General features: G+C 54.8%; 14 protein-coding genes. 7 read left to right on the forward strand and 7 right to left on the reverse strand.

Annotated elements, in window-relative coordinates; genetic code table 11:
• The first annotated feature begins 350 nt into the window (after positions 1-350).
• The 6 genes from BST81_RS10100 (at position 351) to BST81_RS10125 (ending at position 10629) form a co-directional block, all read left to right on the forward strand.
• A complete protein-coding gene (locus BST81_RS10100) occupies positions 351-3128 on the forward strand; it encodes a right-handed parallel beta-helix repeat-containing protein (RefSeq protein ID WP_083636772.1) in 2778 nt (925 codons plus the stop codon).
• Between the two features lie 68 nt (positions 3129-3196).
• On the forward strand, positions 3197-5083 hold the full coding sequence (locus BST81_RS10105) for an asparagine synthase-related protein (RefSeq protein WP_075598409.1): 1887 nt from the start codon (positions 3197-3199) through the stop codon (positions 5081-5083).
• 460 nt (positions 5084-5543) lie between these two features.
• Positions 5544-6479, forward strand: coding sequence for a hypothetical protein (locus BST81_RS10110; RefSeq protein WP_216351284.1), 936 nt, complete (start codon positions 5544-5546; stop codon positions 6477-6479).
• Positions 6480-6539: 60 nt separating this feature from the next.
• Positions 6540-7634, forward strand: a complete 1095-nt coding sequence (locus BST81_RS10115; RefSeq protein WP_171974718.1) for a 50S ribosomal protein L11 methyltransferase — start codon at positions 6540-6542, stop codon at positions 7632-7634.
• On the forward strand, positions 7631-9451 hold the full coding sequence (locus BST81_RS10120) for an ABC transporter ATP-binding protein (protein ID WP_075598412.1): 1821 nt from the start codon (positions 7631-7633) through the stop codon (positions 9449-9451). The genes BST81_RS10115 and BST81_RS10120 overlap by 4 nt, the downstream gene beginning before the upstream one ends.
• Positions 9448-10629 carry a nucleotidyltransferase family protein gene (locus BST81_RS10125; protein WP_075598413.1) on the forward strand — a complete coding sequence of 394 codons (1182 nt, stop codon included), beginning with the start codon at positions 9448-9450 and terminating at the stop codon, positions 10627-10629. The genes BST81_RS10120 and BST81_RS10125 overlap by 4 nt, the downstream gene beginning before the upstream one ends.
• A gap of 5 nt (positions 10630-10634) precedes the next feature.
• On the opposite strand, the gene BST81_RS10130 is transcribed toward BST81_RS10125, so the two are convergent.
• The 7 genes from BST81_RS10130 to BST81_RS10160 form a co-directional block, all read right to left on the reverse strand.
• Positions 10635-11978 (reverse strand): SCP2 sterol-binding domain-containing protein, encoded by a 1344-nt coding sequence (locus BST81_RS10130; protein WP_075598414.1) that lies wholly within the window; start codon positions 11976-11978, stop codon positions 10635-10637.
• A gap of 76 nt (positions 11979-12054) precedes the next feature.
• Positions 12055-12519 carry a MarR family winged helix-turn-helix transcriptional regulator gene (locus tag BST81_RS10135; protein ID WP_075598415.1) on the reverse strand — a complete coding sequence of 155 codons (465 nt, stop codon included), beginning with the start codon at positions 12517-12519 and terminating at the stop codon, positions 12055-12057.
• 84 nt (positions 12520-12603) lie between these two features.
• Positions 12604-13278 (reverse strand): hypothetical protein, encoded by a 675-nt coding sequence (locus tag BST81_RS10140; protein WP_075598416.1) that lies wholly within the window; start codon positions 13276-13278, stop codon positions 12604-12606.
• A gap of 303 nt (positions 13279-13581) precedes the next feature.
• A complete protein-coding gene (locus tag BST81_RS10145) occupies positions 13582-13920 on the reverse strand; it encodes a hypothetical protein (RefSeq protein ID WP_171974719.1) in 339 nt (112 codons plus the stop codon).
• A 677-nt stretch (positions 13921-14597) separates the two neighbouring features.
• Positions 14598-14969, reverse strand: coding sequence for a VOC family protein (locus BST81_RS10150; protein ID WP_075598418.1), 372 nt, complete (start codon positions 14967-14969; stop codon positions 14598-14600).
• A 105-nt stretch (positions 14970-15074) separates the two neighbouring features.
• On the reverse strand, positions 15075-15479 hold the full coding sequence (locus BST81_RS10155) for a VOC family protein (RefSeq protein ID WP_075598419.1): 405 nt from the start codon (positions 15477-15479) through the stop codon (positions 15075-15077).
• 23 nt (positions 15480-15502) lie between these two features.
• A complete protein-coding gene (locus BST81_RS10160; protein WP_216351285.1) occupies positions 15503-15865 on the reverse strand; it encodes a GFA family protein in 363 nt (120 codons plus the stop codon).
• A gap of 224 nt (positions 15866-16089) precedes the next feature.
• On the opposite strand from BST81_RS10160, the gene BST81_RS10165 reads away from it, so the two are divergent.
• Positions 16090-18080 (forward strand): UvrD-helicase domain-containing protein (locus BST81_RS10165; RefSeq protein WP_253188201.1); only part of this gene is annotated, 1991 nt, incomplete at its 3' end.

An 18080-nucleotide genomic window follows, 5' to 3' on the forward strand; every position in this document is an offset into this window, starting at 1 on the left:
TGAGGGATAGGGGGGACTCCCATATTCCTGCCTGATTCCAATGACATTTGCTATAGGTCTAATCTAAACAGTTTGTAGTGGGTTAAAAGAGGACGTTACCGTTTTAGCAACTGCATCTTTCTCGGGGCGACAAAATTTTATTGCCCTCATGCTTCCTGATGGTTTTCTGGGCAAATACTTGTCACTCCAAATCAGCAAGTGTTAAATTGCGGCAATCTATTGATAATTTGTACTAACAATGGTTTTGAAAATTGCTAAAGAACTGATGGGGTGACAAGTTTAGAGACTTTTAAAAAATATTGAAACACGTCAAGTTCTGTAGGAAATCTGTGAGGAGGGTGAGCATTGATATGACGATCACAAGAGATGGAAGCCGTAATTTTAACTTGCGTGCAAGCCGTAATTTTTTCTCGGAAGTCAAATTGTCAGCCTTTGGCATGCGCTATCTGGGTTTGCTTGTGCTTGGAATTTTGTCCGCACCAGCGATCGCGCAAACGCCACTTTCCAAGACCAGTCCACCGTACATAGGGGCAACGACGGCTGGGGCTCAGGCTATAGGTTCGGTCAAGATGACGTCTTCCCTGGCCCTGCGAGAACTCTCCTCGGCGGTGACCCAGGCCACAGGGAAAGGAACACAGGTTCTGACGCAACAGGTCAGTGCCCAGGATCGGCAGATTGGACCGGAGGACAAGACCGTTCCCGGTCAGTATGATCTTCTGAATCTAACGGTGAATACTGGCTCACAGGCAACCCTGGACGGGCCAGTATCCAATGCTCAGACGGAATTTCTGCCAGCGCTCACTTTTGCAGTGGGCTATGGGAGTGGTCTGGTGACCACAGCACCCGGCGCGGCGGAACTGCTGGCTGTCAATGGGCCAACTCTTCCGGATGCTGATGCGGCGGCTCAAGCTGCTATCCTGGCCCAGGCCGACTCTGCTGCAGCGCCTACGATCGAGTATCAGCCGCGACTGGGAGCCCGTTACACCAGTGAAGGATCGGGCTATGAGCAGGGCGTTACTAGCTTTGAAGGCTTTATTCCGATCGCCCAGAGTGCAGGGGAAAGCTTGACCTTTGTCGATGGTCGGCTCTTGCTACAGAATAATTCGGCTCTGGGGGCTAATGTTGTTCTCGGTCAACGGCTTTACTCCGCTTCAGAAGATCGGATCTATGGGTTCTATGTGGCCTATGACAACCGGGATACGGGTAGGAGCACCTTCAATCAGTTGGGGGTAGGGGTGGAGACCCTGGCTGAAGGTTTTGATGCTCGGGTGAACGCCTACTTCCCGATCGGAACGACCCGGAATCAGGTTGGTAGTTCGGTGTCAGGCGTTCGTTTTGTGGGGAATAATCTGGCTCTAACCAGTTCCCGTCAGTTTGAATCGGCGGCCACGGTGGTGGATGCTGAGGTGGGGACGGAAATCTTTCCGATCGGTGAAGAGGGAACGGTGCGGGGCTATCTGGGCGGATATTATCTCAATGCGCCGGGCAGTCCTGATACCTATGGCGGCAAGGTGCGGGTGGAAGCATTGCCAACCGATTTTCTCAATCTGGGGCTGATTGTGCAGACGGATGGCCTGTTTGATACTCGGGTCATTTTCAGTGTGGGAGCAACCTTCCCTGGAACGCGACCTTCCAGTAATGGCCCGATCTCACGGGTTTTGAATCGTATGGCTGGTCCGGTAGCCCGCCAGACCGCAATTGTCGTGGCTGACCCCTCGCGTCGGGGGCAGACTGAAAGTGGAACGGACAGTCTGGCGGTTAATGCTCGTACAGGGCAGCTTTACACCTTCCTGCATGTGTCGTCGGGAGCTGGGGGGACTGGAACGGCGGAGCAGCCCTTTAGTACGGTGCAGCAAGCCTTGAATGCAGCTGGGGCCGGGGGCACAGATGTGATTTATGTGCGGGGCAGTGGCAATGAAGCCCTGGCTAACCTCAATCTTCCTGGTGGGACCAGTCTGCTATTCAATAATGTGCAGCAGTTGACCCCTGACCCGATCGCGAACCTCAATAACCAGCGGGCCTTGCTGCCGTTGTTTGATTCCACCGCCAAATATACGCTGACGATTAATGGGCCGATTACCCTGGCCGGTAATAATTCTCTGTTGGCAGGCATCACGGCGACTCAGACGATCACGGTCAGTGGTCAGAACAACACGTTGAGTCAGGTGACGGTGAATAACCCGGCGGGCATTGGGATCAATGTGACAGGGAACAACACCACCATTTCTCAATCGACGGTGAATAATGCTGGCGGGGTTGGGATTCAGGCGGCTAATGTGAATGGTCTGACCCTGCAGGGCAATACGGTGACGAACAGCGGTGGGCGAGGGGTGAGCCTGAATCAGGTGACTGGCCAGGTGACGATCACAAACAACAATGTGAACGGGACAGGCGGGGTTCAGAACAGTGCCCTGGTGATTGAGAACAACTCCGGGAACGTCAATGCCACCATTACGGGGAACCAACTCCAGAACTCCACCAATAATGGTGCGGCGGTGGATCTGTCGGGAACGGCCACAGGGACGTTTAATGTCTCGAACAACACGGTCAGTGGAAACCAGTTCAATGGCATTCTCTTCCAGTTGAGTAATAATGCACAGGCTACGGGAACCATTGCGAACAATATCCTCAATAACAATGGCAACAACGCGATTCTGGCCAGAACGCTCAACGCCTCCCAGGGAACAGTCAATATTTTGAATAACACGGTGACGAACACGACTAACCGGGGAATTGTGGTGGAATCGGCGAATACCTCCCAGATTCAGGCCCTGATTCAGGGAAATACGGTGACGGGGAGTGGGATCGTGGGTCTGTTCCTGCGAGCAGGGGATACTTCTACGACGCTGGCTGCAGTTCGCCTGAATACATTGACCGGCAATTTTGGTGGGGGTGTTCCCGGCGCTACGGGGGATTTGGCGGCTGAAACGCTGATCCCGGCGGGTGCGGGCTCCCGGCTCTGTATCTCCAGGGGGGGGAATACGATCGGGCTGTTCACCCTCAATAATCGGGTAGGGAACACGCTGCAGTTGGAAACAGCTTCCCCTGCAGATGCGATTACCAGTCCAGTGAATAACGGCGGCACGGTGATCACACCAGTGGCCACAGGATTCTGTGGAATTCCCTAACGGTAGGCTATGGATCACCGGGGTAGAGCAATGGTGAGACCCGTGGTCCAGGCCAGAGGCAAGGCTCCATGAGTGGCATTGTGGGTATCCTGAGCCTGAACGGGGCTCCGATCGCCCCCCCTCTGCTCCAGGCAATGGTTGAGGCTCTGGCCTATCGAGGGCCAGATGCCCAATCTTGTTGGAGTCAAAGTCGAATTGGGCTGGGGCATACCCTGTTGCGGACCACGCCTGAAGCGGCGGAGCAATATCCCCTCACCCTGGATGGTCAGGTGTGGATGGTGGCGGATGCGCGGATTGATGGCCGATCGGATCTGATCCGTCGGTTGCAAGCAGCGGGGCAACAGGTGCCTGCGGGGGTTCCGGATGGGGAGCTGATTCTGCGAGCCTATCAAGTTTGGCAACAGGATTGCCTATCCTACTTGCTGGGAGATTTTGCTTTTGCCATTTGGGATCAGCCTCGCCAGCGATTGTTTTGTGCCAGGGACCATTTTGGGGTGAAGCCCTTTTACTACGCCTGTAGCCAGGAGTGGTTGATTGTTAGTAATACGCTCAACTGCATTCGAGTACATCCGGCAGTGAGTTCGACTTTTTATGAACCGGCGATCGCTGACTTCCTCCTCTCTGGCACCCTGCAGGACCCGGCCACCACCATCTTTGCGGACATTCGGCGGCTTCCAGCGGCCCATGGACTGACCTGGTCGGAGGGGCAGCTTACCGTACAGCCCTACTGGACGTTGCCACGGGAGGGTTACCTTCGCTATCGCCATCCCATGGATTACGTGGAGCAGTTTCGAGAATTGCTGGAGCAGGCGGTGAGCGATCGGCTTCGCACGGATCGGGTGGGCCTGTTGATGAGTGGGGGACTGGATTCCTCCTCGATCGCGGCGGTGGCCAAACAGATGCTTTCCCAGCAGTCTGCTGAGTTTGATCTGCGGGCCTATACGGCGGTTTACGATCAGCTGATTCCCGATCAGGAGCGCTACTATGCCAGTCTGGTGGCGGCGGCTCTCCAGATCCCAATTCAGTATCAGGTGGGAGAAGCCTATCCCCTCTTCCACCGCTGGGATCAGCCCGAACTTTTCCAGCCGGAACCCCTGCTCAGCCCGACCCTGGCCCTGACGATCGACCAGTATCGTCAGGTTGCAGCCCACAGCCGGGTGGCTCTGTCTGGGCATGGGGGGGATCCGGTCTTTTTCCCTTCCGGCACGTATTTTCTGGATCAGTTGCGGGCTGGCCAGATAGGCTCTTTAGTGACTGAAATTGGTCAGTATGTTACCTTGATGGGACGCTTTCCGCCCCTAGGGATTCGGACGCAACTGCGTCGCTGGCTGGGACCAGCAGGGGAGCCTGCTTTCCCCTATCCAGACTGGCTCCATCCTGACTTTGAAGCGCGGTTGCAACTCCGGGAGCGCTGGCGAAGTTTAGTCACGCCTGCTACTGGAGAGAAGTCCATTCGCGCTGATGCCTATCGGCTGTTGACAGAGGTGAGTTGGAGTTTTCTGTTTGAGAGTTTTGATCCTGATCGGACGGGTGTTCCTCTGGAGGTGCGTCATCCTTACTTCGATTTACGGTTGATGGAGTATCTATTGTCCATTCCACCGATTCCCTGGTTTATTCACAAGGCGCTGCTGCGGATTGCCATGGGAGAGCTGTTGCCAGAGACCATCTGTAAGCGACCCAAAACCCATTTGGCGGGTGACCCGATCGCCGTAATGCTGGAACGCTCCATAGGCCAGAACCTCCCCTCCCTGGAGTTGCCAGCGATTTTAGCGGAATATCTCGACCGAGATCGATTACCCCGTGTTACTGTAGGCGGAAAGAGTATAGGTCATTGGTGGGTGGATCTTCGTCCTTTAAGTCTCACCCAATGGATTGTCCAACAAAGATCTGTCCAACCAAGATCAGGGTATACAGGGAGAATTGGATCATTCAGTGATCAAATGTTAGAACATTGAGTGACAAAATATTAAAGGAGCCCGGATTAAATCATAAGTTATTAGACTGTAGGGCATTAACCTGATAGAACAGTAACTTTAAAGGAAGGATTAACTTTAATAAATCCTTGCAAGATTGAATCGCGGATTGTCAAAATCTGGATTATTAGAACATTAGATCACAGAATATTAAACAATGGGGCGTTAGATTGATCGTAGGTCAATTCATTGCAAGACAGTAGATTGTAGATAACCGAGGAGACGTGCAGTGCTAATGAAGGACATATCTCTCAAGCGGAACTATCAAAGCCCTAAATTATTGGTCTATGGTAGCATTCGTGAATTGACCCAAACCAGTTCGAAGTTTGGTGGATTGCAAGATACCTGCACTTCTAATCCATTTAAGAGTCAGGCGGGTGGTCCTCCGGCTTGTCCTCCTTAAGATTGATGCGTATCTGGAGAATCAGATAACGTTATTGTGGTGTTTTGTTATTCGGTCTATGGCCTGTACCTGCAATCCAATCAGCCTGTGCCCGGTCTGGAAGCAGTGCCAGGGGTTCCCAGGGTGGATGTGCGGGTGGAGTTGGCACAAAACGCAACAATGGCGATCGAGGCTGTAGAGTTTGCATCCCCGATCAACCAGAATTCTTGGCGATTTAATTACCCCGACGGCACAAAATTTATTGTGGATGCAGAAGGCACCGCTATCTGGGCCACCTGGATCAACCCGATGACGCTGGAGGATACCGCTACTTATCTTCTGGGTCCAATTTTGGGTTTTCTGCTGCGGTTGCGGGGCGTGATCTGTTTACATGCCAGCGCGGTGGTTATGGGGCAGGGGGTGGCAGTGTTCGTCGGCCCCGCTGGAGCTGGTAAGTCAACCACGGCGGCTCTCTTTGCCCACCAGGGCGATCCAATTCTTTCCGATGATGTGGTGGCACTCCTGCCTCAGGAAGAGGCTTTTTGGGTGCAACCGGCCTATCCTTATTTGCGACTCTGGCCCTCTTCCGTGCAGTTGCTTTATGGGGCACCGGATGTGCTACCGCCTTTAACGCCTAACTGGGAGAAGTGTTATCTGGCCTTGACGCAGACGGACTATCGATTCCAGCAAGATCCTTTGCCCCTGCGTGTGATTTACCTCTTGAGGCCCAGACGGGATGACCTGATGGCCCCAGAGATTCAACCCGTTGCGGCTGCGGCTGCATTGGTGGATCTGATTGCCAATACCTATGGCAATAGCTTACTCGATAAGCCGATGCGAGCCATGGAATTTCAGGGTCTGAGTCGCCTGGTGACCCAGATTCCGGTACGATGCCTGACGGCCCAGGCCGATCCACCTGACCTGTTTCAACTGTGTGATGCAGTCCGGGCTGATGTGGCTAGCCTGTCTGCTCCAGGATTTAATGTTGAAAGTTGAAATGTGAGCTGAATGTATACCATCGCAGGTTACGGGGAAATGATCGCAGACGAGGGGCGTATGGGCCCTTACGTTCAGGCGTTGCGCCAAACAGTGAAACCGGGATCTGTGGTGCTGGATCTGGGGGCGGGCACCGGCATCTTTGCCTTTCTGGCCTGCCAAATGGGAGCCGAGCGGGTGTATGCGATCGAGCCAGGGGCCTGTATTCAGGTTGCCCGCCAGATGGCGCAAGCCAATGGCTATGCCGATCGGATTGAGTTTATCCAGCAGCTCTCCACGGAGGTGACTCTGCCCCAGCCCGTGGATGTGATTATTTCCGACCTGCGGGGAATTCTGCCTCTATTTCAAACCCACATTCCGGCCCTAGCCGATGCCCGTCATCGGTTTCTAGCTCCGGGTGGGGTGCTGATTCCGCAGCAGGACAGGCTCTGGGGTGCGATCGTCACCGCTCCTGAAGTCTATGACCCGCTGGTGCAGCCCTGGGAGAATCGCTACGGGCTGGACATGAACGCGGCCCGTCAGGTGATCACCCATGCCTGGTACAAGGCGAACCTGAACGGGACGCATTGCCTGACGGAGCCCCAGCTTTGGGGAGAACTGGATTACCGGAACCTGGAACAGCCTGATCTGGCTGGCCCCTTAACCTGGACCCTGACCCGCTCTGGTACGGCCCATGGTCTTTGCCTCTGGTTTGAAACGACCCTGCTGGAAGGGATTGGCTTTTCCAATGCCCCGGATCAGCCGCCCCTGCTCTATGGTCAAGCTTTCTTTCCCTGGCCAACACCGGTGCAACTGGCGATCGGCGATCGGGTAGAGGTGACCCTGCGGGCGAACCTGGTCCGCAATGACTACATCTGGCGCTGGCAGACGCAGGTGCTGGCGCAGGAGACGGTAACCGCTCAGTTCAATCAGTCCACCTTCCAGAGCCATCCCCTGGCTCTGGCGGAATTGCACCTGCAGGCCGACTCCCATCAGCCTGCCCTCAGCCTGAAGGGGCAGGTGATGCACCATATTCTGGGCTGGATGGATGGGGACACGGCCCTGGGAGAGATCACCCAAAAGGCCCTGGTTGCCTTTCCAGATTATTTTGCCGCCTGGCAGGACGCCTTTGATCTTGTCGCCCAGGTCTCCCGTCTGTATAGTCGCCCAGCATGAGCAATCTTCGTAGTTTCCTGGCCGATAAATTTCAGGCCGTCCTGGCTCAACTGCCCTATTTGCCTCGATCGTTTGCGCTGGTTTGGGCTGCCGCACCTGCCTGGACGGTTTGCTGGGCCGTGCTCCTGGTGATGCAGGGGCTGCTGCCCGTTGCCATTACCTACCTGAGCCGGATTCTGGTGAATAGCCTGGTGAGTACGTTGCAAACCAGGCTGGGTTTGCAACAGACCCTGTTCCTCGTGGCCCTGATGGCCAGTTTAATGTTGCTGGCCGAACTGATGCGGGGGCTGGTTACCTGGGTGCGGACAGCCCAGGGAGAACTGGTGCGGGACCATATCAGCAATCTGGTGCATCAGCAGGCAGCCCGGGTGGATTTTGCCTTTTATGAATCGGCGGAGTATTACGATCGCCTCTACCGGGCGCAAAATGATGCCCGGCTGCGCCCCCTGACCCTGCTGGAGAATGGGGGCAGTCTGCTGCAGAATGCCATTACCCTGATCGGGCTGGTGCTGGTGCTGTTGCCTTTTGGTCTCTGGCTGCCGATTGTTCTGCTGGTGAGTACTCTGCCTGCGTTTTATGTGGTGCTGCGTTATAGCGTTAAGCAGCATCGCTGGTGGGTGCGGTCTACCCCGGATGAGCGCCGGAGCTGGTATTACAACTGGCTGTTGACCGATCGATCTAATGCGGCTGAATTGCGGATTTTTGATCTGGGGGATCATTTCCAAACCACCTATCGGCAGGTTCGGGAAAAACTGCGGCTGGAGCGGTTGCAACTGGCCCGAAACCAGAGCCTGGCTGAGCTGGGATCTCGGGCTCTGGCCCTGTTGCTGATGGGGGTAACCCTGGCCTGGATGGTCTGGCGGGCGCTGCAGGGCAAAGCTACCCTTGGGGATCTGGCCCTGTTCTACCAGGCGTTCAGCCAGGGGCAGGAGGTGATGCGCTCCCTGTTACAGAATCTGGGGCAGCTCTACACCAACAGTCTTTTTCTCAGCAGTTTATTTGAATTTCTCACCCTGGACCCCCAGGTGGCAGAGCCTGACCAGCCTCGTCCATTGCCCTTGCCCCTGCAGGAGGGGATTCGGTTTCGGGATGTCACTTTCTCCTATCCGGGGAGTGATCGGCTGACCCTGCAGAATTTTAACTTGTTGTTTCCCGCCAGGAAAATCATTGCTATCGTCGGCAACAATGGCGCTGGGAAGAGTACCCTGATTAAACTGATCTGTCGCCTTTACGACCCGCAAAAGGGGGCGATCGAGCTAGATGGAATCGATCTGCGGCAGTTTGCCCTCAAAGATTTGCGTCAAATCATTACAGTCTTATTCCAGGAACCGGTTGAGTACAGTACAACTGCGGCAGAAAACATTGCACTGAGTTCTCTCATGGCGGAACCGAACCGGTCTGATATTGTGTTGGCGGCAGAAGCAGCCGGAGCGGATGAGCCCATCGTCCGACTGCCAGAAGGATACGACACCCTGTTGGGCAAGTGGTTTGGCGGCGCTGATCTGAGCACGGGCGAATGGCAGCGGCTGGCTCTGGCCAGGGCCTTTCTGCGGCAGTCGCCGATCGTCATTCTGGACGAGCCGACCAGTGCGATGGATTCCTGGGCTGAGGCGGACTGGCTGGATCGCTTTCGTGCGCTGGTTGCTGGCCGGATGGCGATCGTCATTACCCACCGTTTTACGACGGCCATGCGGGCGGACATGATTCATGTCATGGTGGCAGGCCAGGTGATTGAGTCGGGTCGCCATGAAGACTTGCTGGCTCTGGAGGGTCACTATGCCCAGTCCTGGAAAATGCAGATGCAGGAAATCAAATGATGATGGACGTGTTACCGGCAGCAATTACCTCTGAGGATTCCACCCGGCAGTGGGTGATTCGTTGCCTGCAGGGACGATTGGCCCCGCAAACCCTGGCCGCCACCCGCTACCTGCTGGCCCAGTCCAATCTGGATTGGAATCGGTTTCTGCAACTGGCCCAGGGAGAAGCGGTGGCCCCCCTGCTGTTTCAAGCCCTGCGGGGGCAGGCGATCGTCCCTGCCTGGGTGGAGGCTCAATTGGAGGCAGCCTATTACCGGAATGCCTGCCGCAATGCTCTCCTGCTGCATGAACTGGCTGCTGTTTTGCAGGCCCTGGCTAGGGTGGGGATTGAGGTGATTGTGCTGAAAGGGGTAGCCCTGGCGGAGCTGGTGTATCGGGATATTGGGGTGCGACCCATGAGCGATCTGGACCTGTTGATCCGATCGACCGATGTGGGCCGCGCCCGACACATCCTGGCAGACCTGGGTTACACTCCCCTGGACCTGGAGATGCAGGCCGGATATACAGAAGAATTCCGCAATGAGGCCACTTTTGGCAAGCAGGGGCTAACGGAGATTTGTATTGATCTCCACTGGCGGCTGTTTAGCCCACTCTATTACCAGCGACGGTTGACGGCTGATTGGTTCTGGCAGACCCGGTTGCCGATTCAGATTAATCAGGTGACGGCCTTTGCCTTTGGCCCAGAAGCCCAATTACTGCATCTGTGCGCCCACCTCTCCCTGCACCACCAGGGAGAGGGGTTACTCTGGCAGCACGATATTGCTGAAGTCCTGCTTTATTACCGACAGCAAATTGATTGGACTGTGCTGTTGCAGCAGGCCCGGACTTTTGACCTGGTGCTTTCGCTGCAACAGGTGCTGCTATCGGTGACCCAGAACTGGGATCTGACCCTGCCACCGGAGGTCTGGCAGGGGTTGCAGGATCTCAGTCCCTCCCCCAGGGAGGTGAGTGTGCTGGGCTGGCTGCGGGCTCCTCATCTGAGAAGTAGCCTGCGCTGTTTCCTGGCCGACTTATCGGTTGCAGCGGGCTGGCGTGAACGATTGCACCTGATGTGGAATATGCTGTTTCCCACGCGGGCTTATATGCAACGCCGCTATCAGATTACCCATCCGCTGCTGATTCCTCTCTACTATACCTATCGGGTGCTGCTGGGCCTGCGGCGAGAATCCAGAGAGTGATGGCCCTATCGGGGAAAGCAGCGGCCAAAGGCGAGGAGCAAGCGTAAGGGACCCTGTAGACGGATCTGGCGGCGCAGGATGGCCCCCACGATCGGGTAGTCCCTGGTCAGAAATTTCAGCCAAACTCGACTGTCTGCTGTGATCTTGAGATTGGCCCTGCCCACATGACCGGTTTCTACCTGCAGGGTCTGGTCACGGATGACGATCGTGGCTTGGCAGGGTTCTGCTCCGATAAAGGTGAAATGGTAAGTGGCATCCAAGCCCTTTGCCTGCTGCCGTTGAAACGTGAGGGGCATGCCCTGCAGAAATCCCTGAATGGAGGAGACCTGCAGGCTATTCCCTACAGATCTGATTTGCTTGTGGGGAAACCGGCGCGTCACATGGGCTGCGGCATCAGAACCGGGCACGACATAAATCGGCTCTACTTTCTCCTGCAGGGGTTTGACCACGTCTTGCAGGAAGGCTTTCCGCTGGGTCAAAAAGGGGCCAATCACATCCTCCCCAGCGGGACAAACGGCCATGCAGTAGGCGGCTTTGTAGTTGGCACCATAGGAGAGACTTTGCCACTGGGAGGCGGATTCGGCAGCCGTGACGCGCTGGCGATAATCTCCCTTGCTGCTGCTGGTGACGATCGTTTCTACCCAATCCGTGAAGCCCCCCATGAACTCCCGATAGTTGTGGGTGTAGCAGGCTGAGAAATCAAAGTGACCGTCGCTGCCGATCGCCCCGACAGGGCAGACCGAGACACAGAGTCGGCATTCCAGGCAGGGGTTGTAGTCGATCGGCTGCTGATGGGTGGTGACGGGCGCATCGATCAGGATTGTTCCCAGCAGGATGAAGTTGCCGAATTTGGGGTGAATCACGTTGCGATGAATCCCCATCTGTCCCAATCCGGCGGCGACGGCGATCGGCTTGTGGGACACCAGCCAGATCTTCCCCGGAAACCGACCCATCTCCATAGGAAAGCCCATGGCAGGATTCAAGCCCCGAATGCCTTGCTGCTCCAATGCGGCTACAATCCGACGGGCAATGTGATTCACCTCGTCGCCAGCACTGTGAAATTCGACGTTGGCCACCGATCGGGCCGGACTGCGTACATTTTCCCGGTTCATGCGACAGACAAAACTGATTAGGGTCTGGGTAGGCGGAAAAGCAGTGAGAATCTGGGGACGCTGATCGGCCAGTTCCGGGCGATCGATCTCGACGAAGCCCACATCATCGGCTCCGGCTTCCAGGCACAACTGCCGCAGCCCCTCGGCTTCGATCGGGCGGACAGGGCTGGGGGGCGATCCGTCTGCCTCCCGTTTGCGCCATTGCTGAACAGTTGGGTGGTGATCAAACTTGGGCATACAGGACTCCTGTGGGATAGGTGGGATCAGAGATCGGCGGCCTCAAAAAGTGTATATACACGTATTTGAGAAAAAATTAAATGGCCCGGAAGAGGGCTGTCGTATCTTTCAAATGAGAGAGTAATATAGACCAGCGCTCCTGCCCCAGTTTTCCGATCAGGTGGGTCTGGGCAGTTTCCCAGAGGGGAATGGCTTGGGCCAGGGCGACCTGTCCAGTCTCAGTCAGGTTGACGATTCGAGTCCGTTGATCGGGGCCGGGTTCAATCTGGATGAAGTCATCTCGCTCCAGAGGCTTGAGATTGCGGGTTAGGGTGGTTCGGTCCATGGCCAGAACCTGGGCCAGATCGCTGATGGTGCCAGAACCAGAAATGGCGATCGCCACCAGAATGGTAAACTGCGTCACCAGCAACCCACTGGGCTCCAACTCCTGGTCAAAGAATTGGGTAACTGCCCGTGAGGCTTTGCGTAGATTAAAGCAGGTACAGGAAGTGCCAATCTCCTCTAGTTGAGCCAGATTGAGGGGAACCGTGGTCTCATGCATAGGGATAAGTGTATATGCACTTATTTGGGGTTGTCAAGTAGGGTCTGTAATTTTTGGCAATGCTCTGGCGGCAATGCGGCCCCTCTAGGCAAAGTCTGTGATGGGGTCGTGGCGCTGGTAGGTCAGGAGCCTTCCCCGATAGGTCGTGCCATCGGGGTTGGTGTTCTGGAGGGTCTCCTCAGCACAAAGGTAGCCCCGATCGCCCATCTCTCGGCTGAATTTGCGATGATGCTTGCGGCCCGGATCCACAATAATCACCTCCATTTGGGCATTAGCGTGGCATTCGATGAAGGCTGCCAGGAGTTGGGGATGATCTCGCTCATACAAAATATCGCTGCCGATAATCAGATCAAACTTGCCCAGCAGGGGGTTGGCTTTGGCCCAGTCACTGAGTTGAAAAGGCAGTGGAGGGAGGTGGTTGAGGGCAATATTCTCTAAAAGAAAGACCTCCACCATAGGGTTGTAGTCGCTGACGATGATGTCGCCTCCGCGCTGATGCACAACCATACTGGCCAGGGCGATGCCAGAGCCAATCTCCAGGATTTTCTTGCCCGCGATCGGGAACCAGCTCATGGTGTCTGCCAGCATACGTCCCGAAGGCCAGATGACCCCAAAATAGGGCCAGAGAGCGGCAGAAATGCCATCTTTTTCAGGGGCTCGATCGGCCTCTGGATACTGATATTGATTGGCCAGGGTGCGAATTTCGAAAATCGCGTTTCCGACCTGAATGGTCTCAAACTTGACCTGATAATTGGGCATGTAAAAAAGGGGCAGCTATGCCAAAGTAGGCCCAGCATTTGGGAAATGATCAAATCTGGGAGGCACTACTTATCTGGGATAAGCCCATGCGTTGGCCAAAAAGGCACATTTCTTAGTAACGAGGTATGTGAATCATAGGGGTAGGGGTTGGTTCCAGTCAAACGGCTGAAGCCACAACCCGCTTTAATTGCCAGCCTGAAACCATAACAAGCAAAGCTTTAGGGTATTTGTGTCAGTCTATCAGTGGGGGCACAGTACAGTGTGCCCCGGTTAATGTTGGCATTGAGTGCGAGGTTCTAGTTCCTAAATAATTCCAGAACCATGACCTCGCTGATCATCTTCCAGGGTTAACTGCCCCTTTTTATCTTCATTCACATCCTTGAGTTCTTCGATTCGTTCTGCTTTTTTGGCCATTTCCTTTTCTTGTAAATCACCCGGTACTTCGTAGTACATTTCGGGTTCAACAGCAAAGTTATTCAGTAATCCTTCTCGATCTACGGTATAGCCACCCGCAGTATCCAGGCTTTCTTCATGATCGGGTAGCTGCTTATAGGAATCTCCTTCCCGTTCCTTGCGGGCAGCTACTTCGGCGGACACAATGCCACGATCGTAGGTATCGTCAGCAACTCTTGAATTGCTCATAATGGTGTCTCCAAAGACAACTTTCATCTTTAAGAATCAACGAAAGTGGGAGAATAAGCTTCTGTCTTTGGGAGCAAGCAAAGGGTATAGCGGGAGGGATTAAAATTCAGGGTCAATGCATCTTAATCAGGGGTTGAGTTGTGCCGTGTCTCTGTCAAGAGTTGCAATCAGAATTTTTGGAAACCCGTTACCAGTTAGGATTGTGGAGAGCATCCCAGTTTTGCAAGGTTGCCCACCCAAGGGGAAGCCGCTGCGCGTCTACATCCCCCAGCCCCTTCTCCCAAAGAGGGAGAAGGGGAGCCAGATTCAAAGTCCCTCTCCCGTTCTGGGAGAGGGATTTAGGGAGAGGGCTACAAAAGTGGGATGCACTCGGATTGTGTCGAGTTCCACTAGTGCTTCACCCAACTTGATCGTGCGACAAGCTTAAGATATTGGTTTCGCTTTGCAGGGGGCCAGCCCCCTACACTCCCGTTTGAGGACACCGCGCCTCCTCCAAACCTCCTCCGCAAAAAAGGTTGAGGCTTAACAGCTCGTCGGGATGCTTACGCGCCCGGCGCGGATAGTCTGATGCTCCCCAGGTGGGTAGCCAAGCATTCCAGTGATGGTTGATCCAACAAAGGGAACTGGATGCACTACGACGTAGCTATGGTATTGCTTCAAAACCTTGGCCAGCCCAATTATTGTAAGGAATGTAGACCAAACATATTGCCTTCGGTGTCGATCGCCAGGGAGATGAAACCATACTCGCCAATGGACATTTTCTTTTTCTCAATCTGTCCGCCAAATTCTGGCACCCGACTTTCCTCAATGGCACAATCCTCACAACTGAAATAAATCAGGGTGCTGTTGCCACCGGAGGGGAAGCCCTGCATTTTGACCAGGGCTCCGCCTGCTCCAACATGGTTCATGTCCATGGGAAAGCCCCATATTTCTATGTCTGGGCTGTTGAGTTTTTCCAGTTTGACTTGAAAGACGGATTCGTAAAACTGCTTGGCCCGATCGAGGTCTTGGACATAGATTTCGAACCAGGTGACGGGATTGGGTTTCATGGTGGTTCTCCTTGTGGTTTTCTTGCACTAATTAACAGCAATTGAGAGGCAGACGGTTCTCACTACACCAATCTCATCGGATTGATGAACCGCACGATGCAACGCTCATCCAACAGTTAAATCAAAGTGGGGATTCCAGGCAACTTCCCAGAGATAGCCATCTGGATCGGTAAAGTAGCCGGAATAGCCGCCCCAGTCCGTGTCTTGGCCGGGTTTCACGATCGTGGCTCCGGCAGCTTTTGCTTGCTGCAGCACCCGTTCCACCTCCGCCGGGGACTTGACGTTGTGGGCCAGGGAGAAGCCCCGAAAGCCGCTTCCTGTTGCAGGCACCTGGGCATCGGCGGCCAGACTTTCGTAGGGGTAAAGGGAGAGCCAGGCTCCTTTCAGGTTGAAAAAAGTGATGCCCTCAAAATTGTCCAGGGCGGGTAAGCCCAACCCTTCCCGGTAGAAAGCAGTGGACCGGGCTAGGTTGGATACGCCCAGGGTGATCAGGCTAATGTAGGGGTCCATGAGGGTTTTCCTCGATCGAAGGATTAAAAACTGCGGCCATCGACTGGAATCACGGTCAGGGTCGATCGGTCAATGTCCTCCAGGCAGCGCACATTCACCGCCGCTTTCGCCCCGCCAGAGGGGTCGGTGCCATAGCCAAAGGGAGCGCAACCACATTGGGAACAGAAGTGGTGATGGATGACATGTTTATTGAAGGTGTAGGTCGCTAACTTTTCGTCAGAGGTGGTGCGTCGGAGCTGGTCCCGATCGACAAACCAGAGTAAATAGCCTTTCCGACTGCAGTGGGAGCAGTTGCACTCCATCACCTGCTCTAGATTACCTTCCACTTCAAACCTGATCTGCCCACAATGGCAACTGCCCTGATACAGCATGCTGGGTTCCTCCATGGAGTTGACCTTAATAGTATATCTGTATTATTAATTCCTGGCAACCGTTCAGGGGAGAGGTTCCTCCCATCCCGGCCATCAGGGTAGCAGCGGCTCCTGGCGAATGGGTGCGCGGCCATCTGAAAAATGCGATACCCTTTACAGGGAGAGCATACGCCACTGGTGGGGGTTGGTTGGTCTGATACCCTTTACAGGGAAGGTTTATGTTCCCCTAGGGAGCCGGTATGTCTGTATCCCCCGGCAAGACTATCATGCAAACGACTGACTTCCTCAATCTGCTCAATTCTTCTCAGCGTCAGGCTGTGGAGCACTTCTGTGGTCCCTTGCTGGTGGTGGCAGGGGCTGGTTCCGGCAAGACTAGAGCCCTGACGTATCGGATTGCCCACCTGATTTTGCATCATCAGGTGCAGCCGGAACATATCCTGGCGGTCACCTTTACGAATAAAGCAGCCCGGGAAATGAAGGAGCGGATCGATCGCCTCTTTGCGGAACGGGAAGCCCAGCACAGCTATGGCAAATCCTTTGATCTGTTGAATCCTTACGAACAGACCAAATTACGATCGCAGGTCTACAAAACCATCACCAAAGACCTCTGGATTGGCACCTTTCACAGCCTCTTCTCCCGGATTCTCCGGTTTGATATTGAGAAATTCCAGGATGATCAGGGCCGTCGCTGGAATCGTAACTTCTCCATTTTTGATGAATCGGACACCCAGAGCCTGGTTAAGGATATTGTCACCAATCAGTTGAATCTGGATGACAAGAAATTTGAGCCCCGATCGGTGCGCTATGCCATCAGTAATGCCAAGAACCAGGGCCAGACGCCTCAGGATTTTGAGCAGGCTCAGTCTGGTTTACGGGGACGCACCATCGCGGATGTATACCGGCGCTATCAGGCGGCTCTGGTGCAGAACAATGCCCTGGACTTTGACGATCTGATCTGGATTCCGGTGCAACTGTTTCGTCAGAACGAAGCGGTCCTGAACTACTGGCATCGCCGCTTCCACCACATTCTGGTGGATGAGTATCAGGATACTAACCGCACTCAGTACGACCTGATCAGTCTGCTGGTGACGAATGGGGTCAGTTCCCACATCTTTCAGGACTGGCAGAATCGTTCCATTTTTGTGGTCGGGGATGCGGATCAATCCATCTATTCGTTCCGAATGGCGGATTTCACTATTTTGATGGGGTTCCAGCAGGATTTTGGGGATGGTCTGCCTGATGATGATACCCGCACGATGGTCAAGTTAGAGGAGAACTACCGATCGACGGAAAATATTCTGCAACTGGCTAACCACCTGATCGAGAACAACACGGAACGAATCGACAAGGTGCTGAAGCCGACTCGTGGTGCCGGGGAAGCCGTATTTTGCCATCGCGCTGATGATGAAACGGATGAAGCCGAATTTGTAGTGAATCAGATTCGGACGCTGGTCCGGCGACACCCGGAACTGCACTGGGGAAAATTCGCTATTCTATACCGGACCAATGCCCAGTCTCGGGCATTGGAGGAAAATCTGGTGCTCCATCAGGTGCCTTATAAGGTGGTGGGGGGTCTGCGGTTCTACGATCGCAAGGAAATTAAAGATGTCCTGGCATACCTGAAAGCGATCGTGAATCCTGCCGATACGGTCAGCCTGAAACGGGTGATTAACACCCCCCGTCGGGGCATTGGCAAGGCCACGATCGACAACCTGGAAGCAGCGGCCCAGGAACTGGGGGTGCCCCTGTGGGAAATCCTGGGGGATGACACGTCCGCCAAAACCATGGCAGGTCGATCGGCCAAGTCTGTGATTGGCTTTGCGGGACTGATCCGCACTTGGCAGGGCCAAATTGATGCCCTGCCCCCGTCTCAGGTGGTCCAGGGCGTGCTGGAAGACTCCGGTTACCTGCAGGATCTGAAGCTCCAGGGCACTGATGAAGCGGCCGATCGACTGCAGAACGTACAGGAACTCTACAATGCGGTGCTGCAATTTGAAGAGGAGAACTCGGGGGGGACGCTGGTTGATTTTCTGGCTAGCGCCTCCCTGGCTTCGGATCTGGACAACCTGGAGGAAGAATCTACCCGTGTCTCCCTGATGACATTGCACTCCTCTAAGGGGTTGGAGTTTCCGGTAGTGTTTCTGGTGGGGTTAGAGCAGGGGCTGTTTCCCAATTATCGCTCCCTGGAGGATCCGGCGGCTTTGGAAGAGGAGCGGCGGCTCTGTTATGT

The organism is Leptolyngbya sp. 'hensonii', assembly GCF_001939115.1.
Taxonomy (GTDB): Bacteria; Cyanobacteriota; Cyanobacteriia.